General features: G+C 46.5%; 20 protein-coding genes. 12 read left to right on the top strand and 8 right to left on the bottom strand.

Annotated features, from left to right (window positions below; translation table 11 throughout):
- Positions 1–148 precede the first annotated feature (148 nt).
- From KO518_RS04210 to KO518_RS04200, 3 genes are all read left to right on the top strand, one after another.
- Positions 149–2,125 (top strand): glycoside hydrolase family 127 protein, encoded by a 1,977-nt coding sequence (locus tag KO518_RS04210; RefSeq protein ID WP_216024585.1) that lies wholly within the window; start codon positions 149–151, stop codon positions 2,123–2,125.
- 244 nt (positions 2,126–2,369) lie between these two features.
- Positions 2,370–3,608: a beta-propeller fold lactonase family protein gene (locus KO518_RS04205; RefSeq protein ID WP_216024584.1), complete on the top strand. Its 1,239-nt coding sequence runs from the start codon at positions 2,370–2,372 to the stop codon at positions 3,606–3,608.
- A gap of 396 nt (positions 3,609–4,004) precedes the next feature.
- Positions 4,005–5,318, top strand: coding sequence for a carbohydrate porin (locus KO518_RS04200; RefSeq protein ID WP_216024583.1), 1,314 nt, complete (start codon positions 4,005–4,007; stop codon positions 5,316–5,318).
- Positions 5,319–5,448: 130 nt separating this feature from the next.
- Here KO518_RS04200 and KO518_RS04195 read toward each other — a convergent pair whose 3' ends face one another.
- On the bottom strand, positions 5,449–6,129 hold the full coding sequence (locus KO518_RS04195; RefSeq protein ID WP_216024582.1) for a PEP-CTERM sorting domain-containing protein: 681 nt from the start codon (positions 6,127–6,129) through the stop codon (positions 5,449–5,451).
- 551 nt (positions 6,130–6,680) lie between these two features.
- Here KO518_RS04195 and KO518_RS04190 point away from each other — a divergent pair.
- Complete coding sequence (locus tag KO518_RS04190) at positions 6,681–7,301, top strand: hypothetical protein (RefSeq protein WP_216024581.1); 621 nt, start codon at positions 6,681–6,683, stop codon at positions 7,299–7,301.
- A gap of 46 nt (positions 7,302–7,347) precedes the next feature.
- On the opposite strand, the gene sstT is transcribed toward KO518_RS04190, so the two are convergent.
- Both sstT and plsY read right to left on the bottom strand, forming a co-directional pair.
- The gene (gene sstT, locus KO518_RS04185; RefSeq protein ID WP_216024580.1) at positions 7,348–8,565 is read right to left on the bottom strand and encodes a serine/threonine transporter SstT; all 1,218 of its coding nucleotides are present in this window, start codon (positions 8,563–8,565) and stop codon (positions 7,348–7,350) included.
- A 137-nt stretch (positions 8,566–8,702) separates the two neighbouring features.
- The gene (plsY, locus tag KO518_RS04180) at positions 8,703–9,302 is read right to left on the bottom strand and encodes a glycerol-3-phosphate 1-O-acyltransferase PlsY (RefSeq protein WP_216024579.1); all 600 of its coding nucleotides are present in this window, start codon (positions 9,300–9,302) and stop codon (positions 8,703–8,705) included.
- A 143-nt stretch (positions 9,303–9,445) separates the two neighbouring features.
- Between plsY and folB the strand changes: the two genes are divergently transcribed.
- The 4 genes from folB to KO518_RS04160 all read left to right on the top strand — a co-directional run bounded on the left by folB (position 9,446) and on the right by KO518_RS04160 (position 11,567).
- Complete coding sequence (gene folB, locus KO518_RS04175) at positions 9,446–9,799, top strand: dihydroneopterin aldolase (RefSeq protein WP_216024578.1); 354 nt, start codon at positions 9,446–9,448, stop codon at positions 9,797–9,799.
- Complete coding sequence (gene folK / locus KO518_RS04170; protein WP_216024577.1) at positions 9,799–10,296, top strand: 2-amino-4-hydroxy-6-hydroxymethyldihydropteridine diphosphokinase; 498 nt, start codon at positions 9,799–9,801, stop codon at positions 10,294–10,296. The genes folB and folK overlap by 1 nt, the downstream gene beginning before the upstream one ends.
- Positions 10,297–10,298: 2 nt before the next feature.
- Positions 10,299–11,099 carry an undecaprenyl-diphosphate phosphatase gene (locus KO518_RS04165; RefSeq protein ID WP_216024576.1) on the top strand — a complete coding sequence of 267 codons (801 nt, stop codon included), beginning with the start codon at positions 10,299–10,301 and terminating at the stop codon, positions 11,097–11,099.
- A gap of 96 nt (positions 11,100–11,195) precedes the next feature.
- Positions 11,196–11,567, top strand: a complete 372-nt coding sequence (locus tag KO518_RS04160) for a histidine triad nucleotide-binding protein (RefSeq protein ID WP_216024575.1) — start codon at positions 11,196–11,198, stop codon at positions 11,565–11,567.
- 62 nt (positions 11,568–11,629) lie between these two features.
- On the opposite strand, the gene KO518_RS04155 is transcribed toward KO518_RS04160, so the two are convergent.
- Positions 11,630–13,321, bottom strand: coding sequence for a Zn-dependent hydrolase (locus tag KO518_RS04155; RefSeq protein WP_216024574.1), 1,692 nt, complete (start codon positions 13,319–13,321; stop codon positions 11,630–11,632).
- Between the two features lie 354 nt (positions 13,322–13,675).
- On the opposite strand from KO518_RS04155, the gene KO518_RS04150 reads away from it, so the two are divergent.
- Positions 13,676–14,512 (top strand): HDOD domain-containing protein, encoded by an 837-nt coding sequence (locus tag KO518_RS04150; RefSeq protein ID WP_216024573.1) that lies wholly within the window; start codon positions 13,676–13,678, stop codon positions 14,510–14,512.
- Between the two features lie 37 nt (positions 14,513–14,549).
- Here the strand turns inward: KO518_RS04150 and KO518_RS04145 are convergent, their stop codons facing one another.
- Entirely contained in the window at positions 14,550–15,731 is a 1,182-nt protein-coding gene (locus KO518_RS04145; RefSeq protein WP_216024572.1) for a benzoate/H(+) symporter BenE family transporter, read from the bottom strand.
- Positions 15,732–15,843: 112 nt separating this feature from the next.
- On the opposite strand from KO518_RS04145, the gene KO518_RS04140 reads away from it, so the two are divergent.
- Positions 15,844–16,416: a helix-turn-helix domain-containing protein gene (locus tag KO518_RS04140; RefSeq protein ID WP_216024571.1), complete on the top strand. Its 573-nt coding sequence runs from the start codon at positions 15,844–15,846 to the stop codon at positions 16,414–16,416.
- Positions 16,417–16,485: 69 nt separating this feature from the next.
- On the opposite strand, the gene KO518_RS04135 is transcribed toward KO518_RS04140, so the two are convergent.
- Positions 16,486–17,484: a YhdH/YhfP family quinone oxidoreductase gene (locus tag KO518_RS04135; protein ID WP_216024570.1), complete on the bottom strand. Its 999-nt coding sequence runs from the start codon at positions 17,482–17,484 to the stop codon at positions 16,486–16,488.
- 159 nt (positions 17,485–17,643) lie between these two features.
- Here KO518_RS04135 and KO518_RS04130 point away from each other — a divergent pair, with 159 nt between their 5' ends.
- Positions 17,644–18,021, top strand: coding sequence for a helix-turn-helix domain-containing protein (locus KO518_RS04130; protein WP_216024569.1), 378 nt, complete (start codon positions 17,644–17,646; stop codon positions 18,019–18,021).
- Positions 18,022–18,063: 42 nt separating this feature from the next.
- Here the strand turns inward: KO518_RS04130 and rdgC are convergent, their stop codons facing one another.
- Positions 18,064–18,972 carry a recombination-associated protein RdgC gene (rdgC, locus tag KO518_RS04125; protein ID WP_216024568.1) on the bottom strand — a complete coding sequence of 303 codons (909 nt, stop codon included), beginning with the start codon at positions 18,970–18,972 and terminating at the stop codon, positions 18,064–18,066.
- 99 nt (positions 18,973–19,071) lie between these two features.
- Positions 19,072–20,799 carry a sensor histidine kinase gene (locus KO518_RS04120; RefSeq protein ID WP_216024567.1) on the bottom strand — a complete coding sequence of 576 codons (1,728 nt, stop codon included), beginning with the start codon at positions 20,797–20,799 and terminating at the stop codon, positions 19,072–19,074.
- A 198-nt stretch (positions 20,800–20,997) separates the two neighbouring features.
- Between KO518_RS04120 and phoB the strand changes: the two genes are divergently transcribed.
- Complete coding sequence (gene phoB, locus KO518_RS04115) at positions 20,998–21,687, top strand: phosphate regulon transcriptional regulator PhoB (protein WP_216024566.1); 690 nt, start codon at positions 20,998–21,000, stop codon at positions 21,685–21,687.
- Positions 21,688–21,753: the final 66 nt, after the last annotated feature.

Below are 21,753 nucleotides of genomic sequence, written 5' to 3'. Positions count from 1 at the left end.
TTTTTATGTTCACTGACATATATCTCCAGGTTTCTAAAGGCCCACAATGGTGTGCATAAATGTTAAAATTTATTGAAAAATTAAACATCATATGTTTATATTGATCGGAATTTATAATGTTGGATTTATAACGGTAAAGAGGTTTCCCATGTCATCACAACGTACTCACAGTAAAACGGAAGTGGATACGTCCAAAAGCCCACATGTATCACTTCGTCCAATCTCTATGGGGGACTGTAAATGGACAACCGGGTTTTGGGCAGAAAAGACAAAGCTGTGCGAAGAATCTATGATCCCTTACATGGGGAGTTTGCTCACCGGTGAAATTGGTCACGCATTAAATAACTTCAAAATTGTCAACGGCGATTTTGACGGAAAATTCGACGGTGAATATTGGCATGATGCCGATTTTTTTAAGTGGATGGAAGCCGCATGTTATATGTACGGGCTAAATGGTGATCAAAAGCTGTTACAGGAAATGGATGAGATCATTGCTGTTATTGCCGAAGCGCAGGAAGATGACGGCTACCTTCACGCTTACATTCAGATCCATGGTATCCCTCACTTCTCTAATCGCAAATATCACGAAATGTACAATTGCGGTCACTTGTATACAGCAGCGTGCATCCATCATCGCATGACGGGTAAAAGCAATTTTCTTGATATTGCGATAAAGAATGCGGATTTACTGGTAGAAATATTTGGTCCCAATCCTCCACAACTACGTCGTTTTGGTTTTAACCAAACGCAGATCATGGGGCTGGTAGAGCTATACCGCACCGTCGGTAAGAAAGCATATCTCACCCTGGCCGAGCAATTTATAAACAACCGCGGTCAGTCAGAAATGGTCCATGACGATACCACCGTAGGGTATCCAATCGGTGATATGGTACAAGAGCGCGTGCCACTGCGGGAGGAAACGGAAGCTGCAGGTCATGCTGTGCTGGCACTGTATTATTACGCGGGTGCAGCTGATGTGTATGCGGAAACCGGTGAAAAAGCCCTGATTGATGCCTTAGATCGCTTGTGGGAAAACGTGACTCAGAAAAAGATGTATGCCACAGGAGCCGTGGGTCAGACCCACTACGGCGCGTCTCCCCGCAGAGACATGATTGAAGAAGGTTTTATTGATGAATATATGATGCCTAACCTGACCGCGTACAACGAAACGTGCGCAAACATTTGTAACGCTATGTTTAGTCATCGCATGCTGGGTATTCACGGTGAATCAAAATATGCTGATATCATGGAGTTGGTACTTCACAACTCAATGATGTCTGGCATTAGTGTCTGTGGAACAAAATACTACTACGCAAACCCATTGCGCAAAATAAATGGTGCCCGGGATTACGACAACATGAATACAGAGTCGCCGGATCGCGAACCATATCTGCATTGTTTTTGTTGTCCGCCCAATCTGGTTCGCACAGTTGCAAAATCCACTTTGTGGGCATACAACCTCGCCGAGAATGGCATTGCGGTGAATCTCTATGGCAGCAATAAGCTGAAAACCACCATGCTTGATGGATCGCCTTTTGAACTGAAGCAGGAAACCCATTACCCGTGGAACGGTTTGGTCACTATTACAATTGAAAACTGTAAAGACAGTGCTTTTGATATCATGCTTCGCATACCCGAGTGGTCGAAAGAAAGTACCTTGAAAATTAATGGTGAAGATGCAGCCGTGACTCTCACGTCGGGAAAATTTGCGGTGTTATCACGCCAATGGCAAGCCGGCGATACCATCGAACTCGATATGCCGATGTCAGTAAAGCTCATTGAAGGTCATCATCGAATCGAAGAGGTTAGAAACCAGGTGGCCGTTAAACGCGGCCCAGTGGTGTATTGTGTTGAATCACCGGATTTACCGTCCGGTACGAGTATTACCGATGTGTATTTGCCTAGTGCCACTGCGCTTACATCTCAACATCAGCCGGATTTATTAGGTGGCATTACGACTATTCACGGTGAGGTTATGTTGCGTAAAGACAATGCTCCGGGTATGTACCGCGACGTAACAAAGCCAGAATTTGTACCTTATACAGCGCAGTTTGTTCCCTACTTTGCCTGGAGCAATCGCGGCGAAGCGGAAATGAGTGTATTTTTGCCGGTGATCTGGCAATAGGCGATAGCTTCTAACATTGGCTGAATATACGACCCATAAAGGCCCGCTTTGCGCGGGCTTTCTTTTTCTCTAGTGATGTACGTAGCGGTTGTTGCAAGTCGCAATCTTCTGAAAAGAGATCGCAAAACCTATCGTTTTTTCAGTTCAACCTGAAAATTACCTTATAGAACGTATAACGTTGCATTTTGTGTGTATTTTGATCAGATTATTCCTTAATCCAAAGCAATATAGAAGATCTCCTGTTATGAGAATAAACAGATTGAAGATACCACTGTTCGTTAGCGCCATATTCGCGGTGCAGTTTGCATATGCCGGCTCTCCTGAACGAGAAAGTGAAAGTAATGCAAATGCTGTCCGCCCATTGGTGGACATTGTGAGTTATCCGGTTTCCGGTAAAGCAATGCCCCGTTTTAAAGTTGATGCTGGTTGGCCAACCCTTCCTGAAACTTGGATTTTAGGGCAGGTGTCGGGGTTGTCCGTGGATCAATACGATTACGTGTGGATTCTCCAGCGTCCGAATTCCCTGGGGAGAACGGACATCGGCCTCGCGGCTTCGCCGCCTTCCGCATTGTGCTGTGAACCCGCTCCTCATGTAATTCGTTTTACACCTGAGGGCAAAGTGGATAAAGCCTGGGGAGGGGAGGCGCATACGCCTGCTATTGACGGGGTAAATCAGTGGCCAGCGAATGTACATGGCTTGTATGTCGATGACAACGACAGTGTATGGATTGCAGGGAATGGCAAAGGAGACCATGTGTCCGTTAGCTTTACCTTTGATGGCGAGTTCATTAAAGCGGCAGGAGTGCGGGGCAAAACCAATGGCAATATGGATCGCAAAACACTGGGGAATCCTGCAGACATGTATATGGACCCCATACACAATGAATTAGTGGTGGCTGATGGTTACATCAATGCGCGAATTGCCAGCTTTGATGTATCTTCGACGAACGTTGTTGCCACGCAGGTACTTGGCGCTTATGGCAAGCCGCCTTTGGGTCCTACAAGGGAGGGAGATTTCGACCAGTCTCAGGCAACAAAACCACAAAAACAGGGAATAGATCCACAAAACCCCCTGTTTGGTAATATTGTCCATTGTATAAATCAGGATCGCGATGGTTTTATTTATGTGTGTGACAGGCGCAACAACCGGCTACAAATTTTTAAAAGGAACGACAATGGCGACATTGAGTTTGTTAAAAACTTTGCCGTCAGACCTGAAACAGGAGGACTGGGCACGGCAACGGATGTGGCGTTTTCCCCAGATGGCAAGTTTTTATATGTTGCCGATATGATGAATGGACGGATTTGGATTTACGATAGGCAAACCCATGAATTGTTGGGTTCTATAGGCAAAAACGGCCGTTATCCCGGTGAGTTTATCTGGTTGCACAGCATCGATACAGACAGCGAAGGGAACTTATTTACCACAGAAGTGAATACCGGACGCAGAGTACAAAAACTGGTATTTCAAGGCGTGGAGTAACACAGGTTTTCTTCAATGGCGCGGCGTTGATTCAGCCGCGATATGAACATTGTGTTCACGGGAATGAACCTCGCAAAAGCAACAGTGCATTGGTTGTTGCTTTTTTCCCTGCGCTATTTGACCCCACCCCCTGCGTTTTCCTCAATGTACCCGCCCTTTCCGCCCTTTCGCATTCGGCTTGGTCATCCAATGTAGTTAATTGCCCGATTCTACAATAACGTAGAGTGGAATATGTCGTATAGGTTAACATTGGATTTACTTTTTTGTTGACAATGTTTTAACGGCAAGGGAATATGCCCGCTATATGGTCAATTGCCCATTTTTGCATCCGGCTAAATCCAGTTCAATGCAGACTTAGGGCAGCGCGGACGTGCGGCGGTTAGCGAGGTGGAAAACATGCATATTCACGAAGGGGTAAGATATAAGTGCGCAAGAGGAATATTCGCGGGGGCGATAATGAGCTTGTTGCCTTCTCTGAGTTACGGAAAAACGGAGGTTGATTCGCCCCACTACTTATTTGGTGATTGGGGGGGAGTAAGAACCATGCTCAGCGAGCAAGGTGTGAATTTACGTCTTGGGTATTTTAGTCAAACCGCGTACAACGCGAAGGGCGGTGAAAGTAGTGAAGTGGCTTATGCTGATCAGTATTTTTGGGGCGGTTATGTAGATTTACACAAGCTCGTTGATTGGCCGGGAGCGACCTTTTCAATTGAAATAACTAATCGAAATGGCACATTGATTAATCAGGAAGCTGATATGCCATTCTTGCTTCAATCACAGCAAATTTTTGGACGCGGTAACGTTACGCGGTTAACGCAATTTTCCCTTACGCAACACCTTTTAAACGATACGTTACGGATAAAAGCGGGCCGTATTTACCCCAGTGCAGACTTCTTTGCTATGAGCTGTGCTTTTCAGCACTTGACGTTTTGCAGTGGTGGCTCATCAAATTATATTAGCAGTAGCTGGTACGGCGACCCATTAAGTGCATTGGGGGTTCAGGTTACTTATTCGCTTACTCCCGAATTGGATCTTAAAATAGGCAGTTACGATGCGAACCCAGCTACCCTGTCGTTAGGACAGGGATTAAAGTTGGGAACGTCTTCCGGCCAGCGAGGGACAACTGCTGTGGCTGAAATAGCCTATCGCACGACGGGTTTTAAAGGACTACCCGGTGAGTATCGTGTTGGTATGTTAAGAAGTAGTCTTGACAAGCAAAAGCAAGTGAATGAAACCGGGTACCCGGTATATACAGATCCCAGTGCGACGCCAATGTTAGATACAGAGTACGCGTATTACATTAACATGGAGCAACAGGTTACAGACAATAACCAGGGAGGCGGGTTAAGGTGGTTTGTTAGTCTCATTCAAAGCGATGATGAAGTGAGCGCTGTCGGCGGAGTTATTGCTTTAGGAGGCTATTATCGGGGACTGCTGACATCAAGGCCCCATGATCGCATAGGCTTGGCCATTGGCAGAAACAGTGTGAGTGGGCTACTTACTGCTGCACAAAAACGCTACCTGGCAAAGGGGATTGACGAAAGTGCCTTCGTGCAAGAACACGAATATCCCATTGAGCTCAACTATAACTATGTGGTGTCCGAAGCTGTGGAAATCATGCCCAGTCTTCAATACGTGATCAACCCCAATGGTAATAACCAAGCCAGCGATGCGTTGATAGTGGGGTTACAGGTAAGCCTTAATTTTTGAGCAGCCTGGAATGAAAGAACAGTTCATCGGGAGTGAGGGCTATGGCCATATAAAACGGCACCCTTGTCGGGTGCCGAAAAAAACATCTCAGGTATGAGAGGCTCTTATATGCACTTAATCGGAAAGAAAATTAAGCCGATTTCTTTGCTTTACGGCTCAGTGCAATACCAGCAAGTCCTAAACCTAAAATAGCTAAAGAACTAGTCTCTGGAACTGAAGTTACAACAGCGTCATAAGTGTAAACGACTTCAACTTTACCCCACGCAGCAGAGTCGATGATATTTTCAAATACAGCACTACCACCAGCTGTGGTGTTTGTGAAAGTACTTAAAGCGTTAACGACAAAAGAAAAATCTACGTCGCTCAAAAATGCAGAAATATCTGAAATTGCGATGGAAGAACTTTGATACTCAGAAACATGACCGTAGTCAAAAACTTCACCCACCTGATGGTCCAGATCGCTTTCACTAAATAACACACCAGGACCAGAAAAAGTAGCTCCGCCTACACTTGAAGTTACAGCCCAATCGCTAGTTAAGAAAAAGTTGAACTGGCTTTGGCCGTCAAGACCAGAAGTATTAGTAGATTGACCTTCAGAGTCAATTTGGCTGTATACGTTAACGTTAACGCCAGTTAAGTTGCCTAACGTACTGTCAAATGCATTAATCGTAACCGTTTCGTTAAGACCAAAGCCAATAGCTTGATCTGCAACAGAACCTTGAGTACCAAAGCTAGCTGTTTCGACTATAACGGCAGAAAAAGCCTGAGAGCTTGCTAAAAGAAGGGCGCCAGCAGTTAACAAAGTTTTCATTTTAATCATCCTACAGATTTATATTAGATATTATTAATAAACAACAATCATTGATTAATTATTTTTGTTTGACTTGTCACTTTATGAATTTTTTCAGCTATTACAACCTTTTAGAGAGTTTTCTGCAAAATTCATTCCGCCGCCATAAGCATTAATCATGCCGACTTATTAAAATTCCTTTTTAAACAATGAGTTATATCCATTGTATGGACGCTGTAGATACAATTATGCGTAAGGTTGTAAAAAATGCTGACACGAGAGAACGGGTAGGGGCCGAGTCTGAGATCGTTGAATAGCGGCAACAGTATCGGACAGATGTTGCCCAAGCGATGGCTTTAAATATTGGTGAAATGGAAAATTGTCTAAAGCTGGTTATGGCATAGCAGTTGGAAGATGCGGAGCAAATGATTTCGTTGATTGCAAGGTTGGGTTTTATGGCTTCGCAAACGCTGGAGTGTAGGCTGTGTGGCCGGAGTGTAAGATAATTGGCGTTACTTTTGCTTAGTTGAACTCATTTAGAATATTAGCCTACTGAGGAGAGTTTTCCTTTCATGGATGTCACCTATTCCAAACCTTCTTTGTTTGATTACATAGACAATACATCCGCTACGCAAAACGATTTGCAACACGTAGTGGATAAAGCAAATGAATCCAAAGTGTTACGAGATTCTGTGGCCGCTTTTAACATACAGATTGGCAGTGACAAAGTAGATGAGTTGCTAGATAAAATGGAAAAAGGAGAGGCGGTATTGGAAGGCGGAAACATCGCTAATTATCTGGCCTTTAACAGGCAAAGACTTGCCGATGAATTGAGTGAGGTGGCGGCAAGGTTTGGTATCGAAGACACCGTGCAAATGACCATAAAAAATCAGCATATCGTTGCGCATGAAGATGCTGATCCACGTCTGCAGGCCTACCTGGACAAAGACAAACGCCTCAATTCGCTGATTGCGCAAACCTCCCGATTATCTCAGTTTTCTGAATGGAGCGAAGCGACAACCTATGCTTCTGAGTTGAAAGAGCAGGGCACGGAAACTTCAGCCATACAGGCCTTTCTCAAGGCCACCCGGCAAGTTGTGACCGAAGATAATACACTGCGTTTCAACAGCCATACATTTGGGTTCAGTAGTGAAGGTCACACGGCCAAGGTGATTGAATCAGTGAGTAAGTAAGTGTCTTCACAACGCACGCTTGGGGCTTTTGGGAGCGCAAAGTGTATTACCCCGTGCGTTTTTGGCAGGAAGCAGCAGTAAACAGTACATCGGTTGAGCTGTTTAACGCAGTTTCTGCAGAGTCTTGGATAACGCCTACAATGAAGCCAACCGCCACTACCTGCATGGCAACCTCGTTGGGGATATTAAACAAGCTGCATGCCAGCGGAATAAGTAACAAGGAGCCGCCAGCCACGCCCGAGCTGCCACATGCGGACACCGCAGCAATGACACTGAGCAATACCGCAGAAGGGATGTCAACATTGATTCCAAGTGTATTGGCTGTAGCCAGCGTTAGCACGGTAATGGTAATAGCTGCACCCGTCATATTAATAGTCGCGCCTAGTGGGATCGTCAAAGAATAAGTATCCTCATCTAGCTCAAGACGCTTACACAGGGCCATATTCACGGGTATATTGGCGGCCGAGCTGCGAGTAAAGAAAGCAGTGATACCGCTTTCTTTTAAACAGGTAAAAACCAGTGGGTAGGGATTTTGACGGGTGGTACAGTAAACCAAAAATGGGTTAGCAATAAGCGCGACAAAAAGCATGGCACCAAGCAATACTGTGAGCAAATGCGTATAGCTGGCCAGGGTGGTGATACCTGTTGTTGCCACTGTGTTTGCGACTAAGCCGAAAATGCCAAACGGGGCCATGCGAATTACAAATTTCACCACAGCAGTAACACTGTCTGCGATGTTTTGTACAACGGCCTTAGTGCTTTCCGCGCTGTGCCTCAGTCCAAGACCAAGCCCTACAGCCCAGGTTAAAATACCAATGTAGTTTGCTGTCACCATTGCATTGACGGGGTTATCAACCATATTAAACACCAGCGTCCGGAGTACATCGGATACGTTATTTGGAGCGGTTTGCGTTACGCTGGCATGGGTCAGAGTAAGCTCAACGGGAAAGGCAAAGCTAATCACCACTGCTGTAACGGCAGCAATCAGGGTGCCTGCCAAATACAGTATCAACACTGGCTTGATGTGAGTTTGTTCGTTTTTCTTGTGGCTGGCAATGGATGCCATCACCAGAATAAAAACCAGCAATGGCGCGATGGCTTTCAGGGATTTCACAAATAGGTCGCCAAGTAAGCCGGATGATTGAGCAGCAGACGGGGCGAGCAGTGCTAGTGCAATACCGAGTATAATCCCTGTACTTATCTGTAGCACCAAACTGCCTGAAAAATATCGTTGTAAAATGCTGGGGCGGTGCTGTAAGGCCATAAATCAGTTGTCCGTTGTCATTCTTGACGCGGCACAATAATGGATTGTTGATAAGAAATGAACCGCTTTTGTGTATCGGCCTCAAAAAAGTGTGAACACACATGTATATTTTGGTGAACACTGGCAATTGACACTGGTTATTTCAGCTTGACTTTGTCCCACACCTTACTTTCTTCTTTGCGAATAAGACGCCAGATATTGTCTTTATGACGGATAATAATAAGCAGAGAGAGCATGATTACAGGGAGCGTGTAAACAGGCTTTATAAACCAGGTAAAAAGCGGAGCCAAGCTAACCGCAACAATGGCTGCCAGGGAGGCGTAGCCGAAGATAAATACAATCAGCAACCAAGTTAAAACGAGCAGGCCGGCCAACTCAAGTCCGAGGGGTAAAAGCACGCCAAAAGCTGTGGCTACAGCTTTACCGCCTTTAAAACCAAAATACAGAGGAAAAATGTGGCCTAAACAGGCGGCAATACCAACCAATCCCAGGGCAATAGGTTCGATGCCCAGCCAGTAGCTGGTGTAAACAGGCACAGTGCCTTTGAGAATATCCGTCAACAACACAAACAGGGCAGGCACCCGCCCGCCTAATCGGAAAACGTTAGTTGCTCCTGGGTTTTTTGAGCCCGCCGTTCTTGGGTCAGGCAGGCCGTACAGGCGACATATTAAGACGGCACTGGATACCGAACCGATTAAATACGCAATACAAACCATCAGGATGACAAGAGCTATCATTGGCATTTTTTATTGGCGAAGAACAATTCACGCAGACTAGCAGGAATTGTAGTTAAATTTCCAGAGAATGTGCTGCGTAACGCTGCTTATGTGGTAGTCTGTTGCCGACATTACGCTATCAATACCAGAGTTCTTTCATTTCTATGCAACAAATCATTATAACCGGCCTGAAAGTCGATACCCTGATTGGTGTTTATGACTGGGAACGCACACAAAAAACCACCTTGTTGTTTGACGTTACCGTTGAAGCGGATCTGACCCGTGCCATGCAATCCGACAACGTCGATGACACCATAGACTACGCAAAGCTGGCCGCCTGTATTCAGCAAAAAGCCGCAGTGCAGCAGTTCGAATTGCTGGAGGCCTTGGGTGAATGTATTATGGCTGACGTATTTGCTCAGTTTGCCGTGACCCGTATTCGCTTGGCAATTACCAAACCAGGCATTCTCCCCGACGCAGAAAAAGTCACTGTAGTATTTAACCGGTCTCGTCAGTAATGCAACATTGTATATTAATTAGTCTGGGAACAAATATTAACCGTGCTCACCATGCGCGCAGTGGTTTGGATGCGCTCAAGAGCGCATTTTCCAGCATTACGTGCTCGCGTATGTACGAAAGTGAAGCCGTGGGGTTTCCGGGCTCACCGTTTTACAATTGTGTGGTTCGCGCTTTTACGGCGTTGAGCGTTGAAGATGTCGTCACTACATTGAAATCAATTGAACGAAAAAACGGGCGAACTCACAGCGAAAAAAAGTTTTGCTCTCGCACTCTCGATTTAGATCTATTAACCTACGACAGTAGGGTTTGCGCGCAACCCGTTGTATTGCCCAGAGAAGAAATACTCTACAATGCATTTGTGCTACAACCACTCTCAGAACTCGTTCCTGAAGAGGTACACCCGCTAAAACAGAAAACGTATCAGCAGCTATGGCAGGCTTTTGATAATACCTCCCAAAAACTGTGGCCCATCGACTTTACATGGAGTGAATCTTAAGGATGACGCTTTTTGAAATTATCATACTAGCCCTTATTCAGGGCATTACGGAATTCCTGCCAATCAGTAGTTCCGGTCATTTGTTGTTGCCCGCCGAATTGCTTGGCTGGGATAGCCAGGGCCTGGCGTTTGATGTCGCTGTTCACGTGGGCAGCCTTCTGGCTGTGATGCTGTACTTTCGTCAGGAAATAGCGCAGATGACGGTGGCATGGTTAACCAAAGGGTTTAGTAAAGAACAAACCACAGATAGTAAGTTAGCATGGTACGTTATTCTTGCCACTATACCTGCTGTAGCCGTTGGCCTGCTCCTTGACGACTGGATTGAAATGAACGCTCGCACAGCACTGGTAATTGCTGCTACCACTATCCTGTTTGGTTTATTACTTTGGTATGCCGACGCGACGGCATCCCATAAACAATCTCTTGACAAGATTACGCTAAAGCAGGCAGTAATTATTGGTGTTGCCCAGGTGATGGCTTTGATTCCGGGGACTTCTCGCTCTGGTATTACCATGACGGCTGGGTTGATGCTTGGCCTGGACAGGGAGAGCTGTGCACGTTTTTCGTTCTTACTGTCGATCCCGGTTATTCTAGGCGCCGGCACTTTAAAAACATTCGACTTGCTAGCTGCCAGTGAACCGGTTGATTGGAGCGCGCTCTTGTATGGTGCCGCTTTTTCATTTGTAAGTGCTTACTTATGTATTTTTCTTTTTCTTAGCTGGATTTCCCGCATTGGTATGTTGCCTTTTGTCATTTACCGTTTAGTGCTCGGCGGTGTACTTTTGTGGTTCGTATTCGGTTAATACTGAGGGAAATACTGTCGGTTACGCAAAATGACACTATGTTAAGGCCTCTTACCGGGGCTGGCATACTTGCTTATCGAAATAAAAGGGAAGGTTATGTCTGACACTATTTTTACGAAAATCATAAACCGGGAGATCCCGGCTGAAATTATTTATGAGGACGAGCTAGCACTGGCGTTTAGCGATATTAATCCTCAGGCCCCAGTTCATTTTCTCGTGATTCCTAAAAAGCCCATTGCCACGATAAATGACATCGCAGAGGAAGACAGGCACGTGGTGGGGCATTTAAGCTATGTTGCAGCGAAGATCGCTGCAGAAAAAGGCTTTGCAGAGGAAGGCTTTCGTACAGTAATGAATTGCAATGAGTTTGGTGGGCAAACCGTTTATCACATTCATCTGCATGTTTTGGCGGGTAAACCGCTGGGCTGGCCACCTTATACAGATAAACTCAAATCAGCACTAGAGTGAGTGGGAAGAGAAAGTCAGCCCATCACGCCTCACGGGCGCGACGGGCTGGTTGTCAGTAAGGGTTAGTTTAGGCCCAGCACCGTTTTCCCTTGCTTAAAGGTAATATCTACGGGGATGTTGGCAGCTTGGAGTTTGGCTAGATCACTGGCTAGGTCGGGTTTAATTATTCCCATTTTGGCGACGAGCTCATCCACACCCTTGTAATCACCATCGCCCTGTAACATCAGGATACGTCGGGACAATGCTTCAATGGCATCACCCATTTTTTCCATATTTACACTGTAATAGCCTTCTTCATCCTTAGCGAAAGCCCCTTGTTGTGCAAAGAAGTTAAAACGCACCATATTGGCTTTGCCGTGGGCGCTGGACGCACCAAAGCGAACTGACCGGAAAATTCCGGCTAAAAACGTAACGTAATAATCTTCTAGCTCGCCCTCGGTAATGACCCCTTGTTCCAGTAGTTTTTGTACCATATATAAACCGAGGATGTCGGCTTTGCCTTCTTCCAGAGCCGAGGCGTGTTCCTTCAAAGCGCCGCGAACCGTGCCGCTTCCATTCAGTGTGTTTTTAATACCCAGGCCGTGAGCCACTTCGTGGAACATGGTGTTGGCAAAAAATGCATCAAAGGTAATGTGGTCACGTTGCGAAGGGTTGATAAGTGCATCTGCAATGGGTACCAGAATGTGATCGAATTTCGCCCGCATGGCGTTTTTTAGTTGTAGTCGGCGAGTGCCTTTTTTCAGTTGTACGCGCTCGTCATTGGGCAGGTTAATGGCAATAGTTTTGCTGCCTGCGTTGGCGTGACCTGCATAGTAAATCACGTCATAAGCGTTGAGATCCGCATCTGAACCCGGTGTTTCTGCTTTATATTGCTCAGGCACAGGCAGCCCTTTTTGCAACGCTGGCAGGTACTGGGCATACTTGGCTAGTTTTTCGCTCCAGGACATGTCTTTCAGCAGTACATAAGATTCGAATGCCGCCCGGTAACCAAAGAGCTGATCTTCGTACGTTTCGATGGGGCCTATGACCAGCTCTATCGGGTTGGTTTTCATGTCCATCCAGGCCATATCAGAAGCAAAATAGTCGTCGGTTAATAGTGCTTCTGCCCGTAAGCGCAAATAGTTGGAAAACGATTCGTTTTCCGCTAGCGTTGCCGCTTCTCTCAACAGCGCCGCTGCTTTAGAGAGTTCTGCCTTGTAAACTTTGGAATATGGCACCGTATAAAGTGAACCGTCCTGTTCGCGCTTTACCAGTGAATACAGGCCGTCTTTGTCAGCAAAGGATGCACTGGCAAATTCCGCTTTGGTTATATCGTGGGGGTAGAATTCTGCGCCTTCAAATTTACTGTCGTATCCGGTTAAAAAGGCCGCATCCCCGTTGAGTCTGTCCCAGGGACCATAATTGATGGTGGCAAACCGTTTTACCTTTTCATCGTTAAAACTGTTTAGAAAAGTGTTTTTATCACCGCTAAACGCTTGTTGCCAAAATAAGTCGTCCATGATTGACGATGCGTCAATGAATAAACCTAGCATGGCTTTTTGGTTCTCTGACAACCCCGAAAGGTCACTGTTTAATTCTACTTCACGGTAAATGTCCAGCCGTGATGGCGCTATTAGAAGGCCGGGTTCTGATCGCGCCGGACCCGATGGAGAGTCTGCCGATGGTTGTTGCGCTGGTGAGCATGCAGTGAGCGCGATAGCGGAGGCCGTTAGGGTGCCGGCAATGGCCCGGCGAATAATGTTGTTATTAATCATTTATGTCGATTCCTAGTGGCGAAAAACAAGTCGTCTGCGCAATTAGAGCGGCAGTCGTCATATGTTGTCAGAAAGTGTAACACGACGAGTGCGCATTCCCACGACTTTGGTATCAGTAGCCAGTTACAGCTATCCGATTGTCTGTAAATGGTATTGACTGAGCTACACCGGTACAGGCGGTAAATCAAAAAATCAAAATTCCGGGGTGCAGAATACCCGTTCTGCTGATATATTTTTACGTAACTATAAAAACAAGCACATCCCATTTTTATCAACGGATTGCATTTTTCCTCATACCTCATAGTCTGCTTGCCTTAGTTGCCGGCGACTCATTGAAAATGAAAAGGTAGGTATATGTCTACACAAAACGCGCTACTCACTATTCTGGTCGAGAAAATTAACAATGACACTCTGGTGCTGCCTACACTGCCTGCAGTGGCGTTGAAGGTTCGTAAAGCGGCAGACGATCCAAACGTAAACCTCAATGCCATGGGTGATGTGGTTGGTAAAGATCCTTCCCTAAGCATGCGAATGATAAAAATCGCTAACAGTGCTTATTTGGGGCGGACGGTAAAAGTCACGTCTATTGGTCAGGCTGTAACGCGCATTGGTTTGCGTCAAATCAAAAATATTTCTACTGCGCTGGCAATGGAACAACTGTTCGTGTCTAAAAATGATGTCGTAGGCAACTATATGAAGCGGGAGTGGGGCACGACCATTAATGTTGTTGCCTATTCTATGGCAGCGTTGCAGCTATATGTTAACCGTACTAAAAAGCGCGAACTGAGTTTAGACACCATGACATTAGCAGCCTTGGTGCACAATATCGGTGTATTGCCAATTCTTACTGAAGCAGAACGACACGAAGAAGTCTTCGCCAACCCGACGTTCCTGGAAGTTGCCATTGACAAGCTTTCCGGCCGAATAGGAGGCAGTATCATGCGCGCCTGGGGGTTTGATGAAGAATTCACTATCGTAGCTGAAAACTGGCGAGATCTATCGGTATTACCCGATAACCTTTCTTACGTGGATTTTGTTCGCATTGGCGCGGCGCTGGCCGGAAAAATGGATTCGCAGAAGGATGCAGTATTAAATCTGGCCATTCAGCGCGGTGCGTTAGAAGAAGTTAGTGAGCTGACTACTGATGAATTTAAGGAAATGTGCGCCAGCGCGAAGCAAGTGTTTGCTTAAGGGAAGCACAATCTATAAGGGGCTCGGAGCCCCTTTTTCAAAGTGATTGTTTGCGCGCAACGACGTTGTCGAGAGCGACAACTGCTAATCCGAGTACCAATCCCCAAACTGGTGCTCCTAACTGCGCCACAGTGACGCCCGATGCGGTGCACAATAATGTTACCAGGGCTGCCTTTCGGTGCTTGTGGTTTTCCATGCTTTTGAGCAGCGATGCCTGTAAGGTTGCCAATAGTGCTAGGCCTGCTAGCAGATGCACGATGACGGCTGGCATGTGACTGAAAAACATGACGACAACTGGCGCTGCCAGCCCCATAAATATGTAACCAACGCCAGCCATAATTGCTGCCCAGTATCGCAGTGCCCGGTCTTCACCTGCGCTTTCTCCCATGCACAAAGCCGCGGTAATAGCGGCAAAATTAAAGGCGAATCCGCCAAAGGGAGCGGTGACGATATTTACCACGCTCACTCCTGAAAGCACGTTTCTTACACCTGGTTCGTAGTCATGACTTTTGGCTATGGCGATGCCGGGCAAATTTTGAGATAACAAGGTAATGATAAATAGCGGGATGGCTAGACTAACAGTAGCAGACAAGGTGAAGTGAGGGGTTACCCATACCGCTTCAGGCAATGAAATGTCTGTGAATGAATGCGTGTCCGGTTGCATGAGGATACTGAACACCATGGCCAGCGCAAGTAGTACCAGCATCAGATAGCGGGTAAAGAATAGACTACCGATAAAATACACGGTTAGAAAGCCAGCAACCAAATAAGGGTATGATTCACCGTCGACGAAAATGTTCAGGCAAATAGGCAGTAAAATCCCGGCCAATAAAGCCGATGATATGGCGGGTGGAGTCTTGGATAAATATCGGGTGAGGGTTTTGTTTTGCGCGGCGACCAACGCCAGTATTGCGGCTGTCACAAATGAACCGATGATCTCGTTGATAGAATAGCCGTCTACCGCTCCAATGAGAAATGCTGCGCCTGGGGTAGACCAGGCGGTAACTACGGGGATTTTATACAACCGCGAATACACAATACAGGTGACGCCCATGCCCAGCCCTAGCATGAGAAGCCAGCTAATAATCATGTCTGGCGTTGCGCCGGCGGCCTTTGCGGCTTCTATTACGATGACGACAGCACTACTGTAGCCAACCACGACAGCAGTGATACCAGCCGCAATATGACTGAGCTGAGGACGTTCTGAGATTTTCACCATGCACTCCAAATGAGATTGTGATAGTGTGCGTTATAGCGTACGGAAAGGGAGTGTATCATTGTGCGTTATAGCGCACAATGGGAATTCAGTGCCAAGGAGTCATGCCAATTCAATGTCAAACAACGAAATGATAACCCAAAGAATAGCCAGCGTGCTCAAAGAGCAAAGGCGAATGAAGGGCTGGTCATTAGATAAAACCGCGGCAGCAACGGGGGTTTCCAAAGCGATGCTTGGGCAAATTGAGCGGCAGGAGTCGAGCCCGACCATAGCCACTTTGTGGAAGATAGCCACCGGATTGCAATGTTCTTTTTCCTCGTTTATCACAGCCAATGAAGCAAATGCACCGCAGCCACATCTTACTTTTTCGCTGGATGCCAGTGAAAAATGCGATGTAAATATGAAGGTGAAAACCCTGTTTCCCTTCGCTCCTGACACGCATTTTGAAACCTTTGAAGTTACATTGCTTAACTATCACGAGCAATTGTCGACGCCTCATCAAAAGGGCGTAAAAGAGTATATTCACGTGTTGGAAGGACAATTAGAAATTAAGCAAGGGGATTGCTGGCAGATTGTGGCCGCGGGCGAACAGGTAGTATTAAAAGCAGATTTGCCGCACGGTTACAGGGATAAAACGGGAATAACCCGGTTTATTGATATAATCTATTACCCGCCCATACTGATATAAGTGTTTATACTAAATGAATGTTCGGCGGATATTGCACTACGCAGTTACCCGCTGCGCAGTGCGGACGGATTAGTCAGTGACGCGAACCAGAACACGTCCGGAGACTTGGCCTTGTAGAATTTTATCGATATAGCGATCTACGGCGTCCAGAGGAATTTCTTCTGTCAGGGTGTCAAGGCAGTTCAGTTTCCATTCACCAGCGAGTTTTCCCCATACTTTTAAGCGTGGCGTCATCGGGCACTGAACCGAATCGATCCCCAATAGTGAAACTCCGCGCAGGATAAATGGGAAAACGTTGATGGGTAACTCTGCCGAAGCGGTAAGTCCACAACACGTTACTGCGCCACCATAACAGGTCGATTTTATAGCTGCAGCGAGGTAATCCCCGCCGACACAATCTACACATCCGGCCCATGTTTCTTTGAGCATAGGGCGGGAGTTGTTCTCGAGCAATACATTGCGCTCAATTACCTTACTGGCACCGAGCGAGGTAAGGAAGTCGTGTTTGTCAGCTTTTCCGGTAACTGCAACGACGCTATAGCCCGCCTGGCTCAACAGAGCAACGGCCACGGAACCCACACCGCCCGTTGCACCAGTTACCAGAATTTCGCCGTCATCGGGTTTAATCCCCGCATCTTGTAAAGCCTGCACAGACATGGCTGCGGTAAATCCGGCGGTACCGATAGTCATCGCTTCACGGGCGCTCAAACCTTCGGGTAATGGTACGATCCATTCTGCCGGGACGCGTATTTTGCCGCCGAATCCACCGGGGGTATTCATTCCTAAATCGTATCCGGTTACCAATACGGCGTCACCGGCTTTAAATCGTTCAGATTGAGATGATTCCACGATGCCCGCAGCATCAATACCAGGGGTATGCGGAAAGTTCCTCGATACACCGGGATTGCCAGTGGCAGACAGAGCATCTTTATAATTTAACGACGAATAGGAGACTTTAATCACTACATCACCGTCGGGTAAATCGCTTAGTGTTCGGGTGACATAACGCCGTGTGAACGTTTTTTTGTCCTGCTGTTCTATTAATAGAGCGGTAAATTCTTGAGTCATAAATACGCCACCTTTTATCAGTTTGTAGGGTATGGATTACTCAGCCGTTCCGGAAGTAGGCAAAACTGAGCAGTTAGGCTATTATGCATTTAACAAACTATATGGCTAGTATGCACTTTTTTGTAAGGTACTTACCAAAAAGATACTATTGGAGTTGTAATGGCAATTGAAAACAGTGAGCTATCACCCTGTCAACCCGACTATTTGTGTGGGGTGGCGGTAGCATTGAGTTTGATCGGTGGGAAATGGAAAGGGGTAATTCTCTGGCACCTGACATTTAAAACCCTGCGTTTTAGTCAATTGCGACGGCGGCTTCAGGGCGTAACTCAAAAGATGCTCACCCAGCAATTACGCGAGTTGGAAAAGGACGGATTAATTCACCGGGAAGTGTATGCTGAAGTGCCGCCGAAAGTTGAATACTCGTTAACTGAACGCGGGGCCAGTTTACAACCTATGTTGCAGCAGCTTTGTGATTGGGGGCGAAACTATCACAATAATCACGCCGCCAGGAATGACAACGAGAAGAAGGCCGGGTAAACGGCCTCCCGCTCATGCACGTGTAGTCATTGCCGTTAAATACTACTGGCCATCGTTTAGCGCCAGTGCAGTGCGCATGAAGTCTAAAAATTCACATAGCTCTGCTGACATTAACGCAAACTCAGCGTCGAGACGGGCTTCAACCTGGTCTTTTGGCACGTCATCGGTCTCTTCTTTTATCCGATCAGTGAATTTTACGCGTTTGAAAGAGCCATCTTCGGAAATTGTCGCGGTAAGAACGTCTTTATAAGCAAACCCAACTTTCTGCACCAACTTTCCGTTATCCAGGTGCATGGATATTTCTTCGCTGTCCAGAGGCTGATTTTTACAACGAATGACACTTTCCAACTCATCTGTTGATTTCAACTCTGCTTCTTCTAGCAGCTCTATATTTTCAGGGGCGCCGTTTGTGAGCCAGTGGGTTAATTCAGATTGCAGACTTCGGCGCGCCAGTGGGACAACAGGGAGGGAAGTGATGGCTTTCCTCACCAGTGCCAGCCAGGCTTCCGCTTTGCCATCAGCTGAAGCGTCAACCACCACAAGCTTTTCAGGAATGGAAATGAAGCCATGGGTAAAAGTATTGCGCACAAATGCTTGGGGTAGCAGGTTAAACATGATTTCTTGTTTTAGGTCCTGCTGTTGCTTTTTACCTACCGGCGAACCCGTTTCAGCTTCAATAAGTGCGACTTTATCAGCCAGTTCAGCATTCACTACGGTAGAGGGCAGTATTTTTTCTTGCTTCTTAACGGTAATCCAATAGCGTTCCTGTACTTTGTGAAACATAACGCCTTCTTTGCCCGCCTGGGCAAATGGGGATGCAAACCCCATGGTGGCAGTATCTTGCTTGCCACAAGGTCTGAACCCGTTGTCCATCAGCGCGCGTGAAAGGTCATCATCGTTCAGGGAGAGGGGTTGAGTAAGCTGGTAAGCTTTTAGGTTTTTAAACCACATATGAAATTGTTCCTGCATGTCACGGCTAATATTTCGGGTGGCAAGCGTACCAATGCCGGCGTGACTGTGCAATCACAGAGATAGTTTTAACTGTCTCATTTATCGCGATCTTGGAAACGTTATGACATACCTCAGACCTTCGCCAGGCTCGCTGAAGGCTCTTATGGTGCCATTGAGAGTTTGCGTTACCAGATTATAGATAATGTGCGTTCCCAGCCCGCTGCCGCCTTCTTCCCTACGAGTGGTGTAAAACGCATCAAAGAGTTGGGTTAGCGCTTGTGCGTCTAACCCTTTGCCATCATCGCTATACTCAAATACCACCATATCTTGATCACGTTTTACATCTATCTGGATGCGGCCTTTATTCCTGTCATTAAAGCCGTGGGTGAGTGAATTGATGATCATATTTGTAGTAATTTGTGCAATGACGCCTGGGGCACAATTTATTTCCAAGTCAGCAGGGCAGTTCAGGGTAACTGTGTGTTGAGTTTTCTTTAGTGTAGGGTGAAGTGATTGCAATATTTCATGCAGATAATTGTTGAGGTTGAATAAGCGTATTGCCTCGCTCGTTTGATCCACGGCGACCCGTTTAAAGCTGGCGATTAAATCCGAAGCCCGATTCAGATTCGTGAGTAAGAGCGTCAGTGTTTGTTCTGACTCATCAACGTACTCGTTCATCGATTTTGTCGACAGCGTCTTATCGTTAAAATTGGTTCGTAGGTTGTTCAAGCGCTCCAGAAGAAAGCTGGCTGCCGTAACGCTAACCCCTAATGGCGTGTTCACATCGTGGGTAATGCCGGCCACAAGACCACCTAAGGATGCCATTCGTTCCGACTCAACGAGTTGATCTTTCATCAACTCCATCACTTCCATATTCTTGGCCAGCTCACTGTTGCGCTTGCGCAGTTCATCTTCTATGAACTGACGGTTTTCATTCTCCTGTCGCAACTCGCGCTGATTGGCAATGAGTTCATCTTTTTGCAGTTCTAAATCGAGCATGATTTGTGATAATGATGCGGTTTTTTTCGCCACTTCCTGTTCTAGGATAAGGTTTTGGTCGTCTAGCTTTTTATTGGCGTGAGTCAGGGCGTTCTGAGCCCCTTTCAACGAAGATTGTGAGGCAATTAGGTCGTCTATTACCTGATTGTAAGACTCCTGCAGTAGTCGCAATTCATTGTCGTCGTTTGCCGTAATTTTAACTTTCGATTCGGACGGGTGATTGGGATCGAAAGATGTCATTTGCTGGGTGAGTTCACTGAGCGGCTCTGACAACATGTGTTTAAAAGCCGTCATAAACAGAAACACCAAAAACGTGGTTTTCACAATTGCATTGCCAATCAGAAAGAAAATACCGACTTCTATCCGGCTCAAGATGATATCAAAGCTGGAGTAAAGGGTGACATCCCCAACGTAAGACTGACGCCCTGAGAATTCGAAAATAAGTGGGAAACTGTAGCTGAATATACCGCCGGTGTGGTCCTGCATGATACCGGCGTGAACAGGGGCGCCGCTGCTGGGAATGGTTTGTCCTTCGTCAGCGATGATATCACCATTTTCATCCCTGACTTGAACGCCTTCGACGATGGGAAGTTTTGTGAGTCCCTCTGAAATAATGCGGGCTTGTACTTTGTTGAGCTCCCAATTGGCTCTGGTCAGGCTTTCTGCAAAGGTATTTTTAAGGGTTCGAAGCTCGCTTTCGATGTGATTCTTGGTGCTCAAATACTCGGTGAAAATCTGGCCCACAGTCACAATTAGCGTGAGTATGAAGTAAACAGACAGCACACGTGTGAGGAGTTTTCGCGACAACCCTGTCTTTACCGAGGCCATGCAGCGCTGCCCTTATTAATGTATGGTGAATTTATCTACAAGAATAGGCGCAATAAAACGAATTAACAAGCGCTAACCCAATCGACAAAAGCATAAAAAGCAGTAATTTCCTTGACACATAAATGTAATCGTTTTAATAAAACTGTCACACAGCACATCAATAATAGCGGCGATTTTGGTATGAGCAGGAAAATAGTCATGTCTCGAACGGTCTTAATTGTGGAAGATGAAGCCCCTATTCGCGAAATGTTAAAATTTGTACTCGAACAATCTGGTTTCGAGACCATTGAGGCAGAAGACTTCGATGTGGCCCAGCAGAAAATTTGCGAACCTTATCCGGATTTAATACTGCTGGACTGGATGTTGCCAGGAGGTTCAGGTGTTCAACTTGCAAAAAGCCTTAAACAACATGAGTTTACCCGAGATATACCGGTTATTATGCTCACTGCCAGAGGTGAAGAGGAAGACAAGATACGCGGCCTGGATGCTGGCGCAGATGACTATGTCACCAAGCCGTTTTCCCCTAAAGAGCTGATTGCGCGTATTAAAGCTGTGATGCGCCGTGTTACACCAACTTCCAGTGAAGAGCCAATAGAGTTTAACGGTTTAAAGCTTGAGCCGATTTCCCATCGGGTGATGGCAAACACTGATCCATTGGACATGGGGCCCACGGAGTTTAAGCTTTTACACTTCTTCATGACACATCCGGAGCGGGTTTACAGTCGGGAGTTATTGCTGGATAACGTTTGGGGAACAAACGTTTACGTGGAAGATCGCACGGTTGACGTTCACATACGTCGTTTGCGCAAAGCCATTTCGAAACACGGTCACGATGCCATGATTCAGACTGTGCGCGGTGCAGGTTACCGTTTTTCGACTAAAATGTAATTTGTGGGATGTGCGCATTGCGCACATCTGACTCCGTTGACACAATAGCTCTTCCAATTCAACATC

It is taken from the genome of Aestuariibacter sp. A3R04 (genome assembly GCF_018860805.1).
Taxonomy (GTDB): domain Bacteria; phylum Pseudomonadota; class Gammaproteobacteria; order Enterobacterales; family Alteromonadaceae; genus Alteromonas.
The sequence above is the reverse complement of the archived record's forward strand: the minus strand, read 5'-3'. Positions and strand labels throughout refer to the sequence as shown.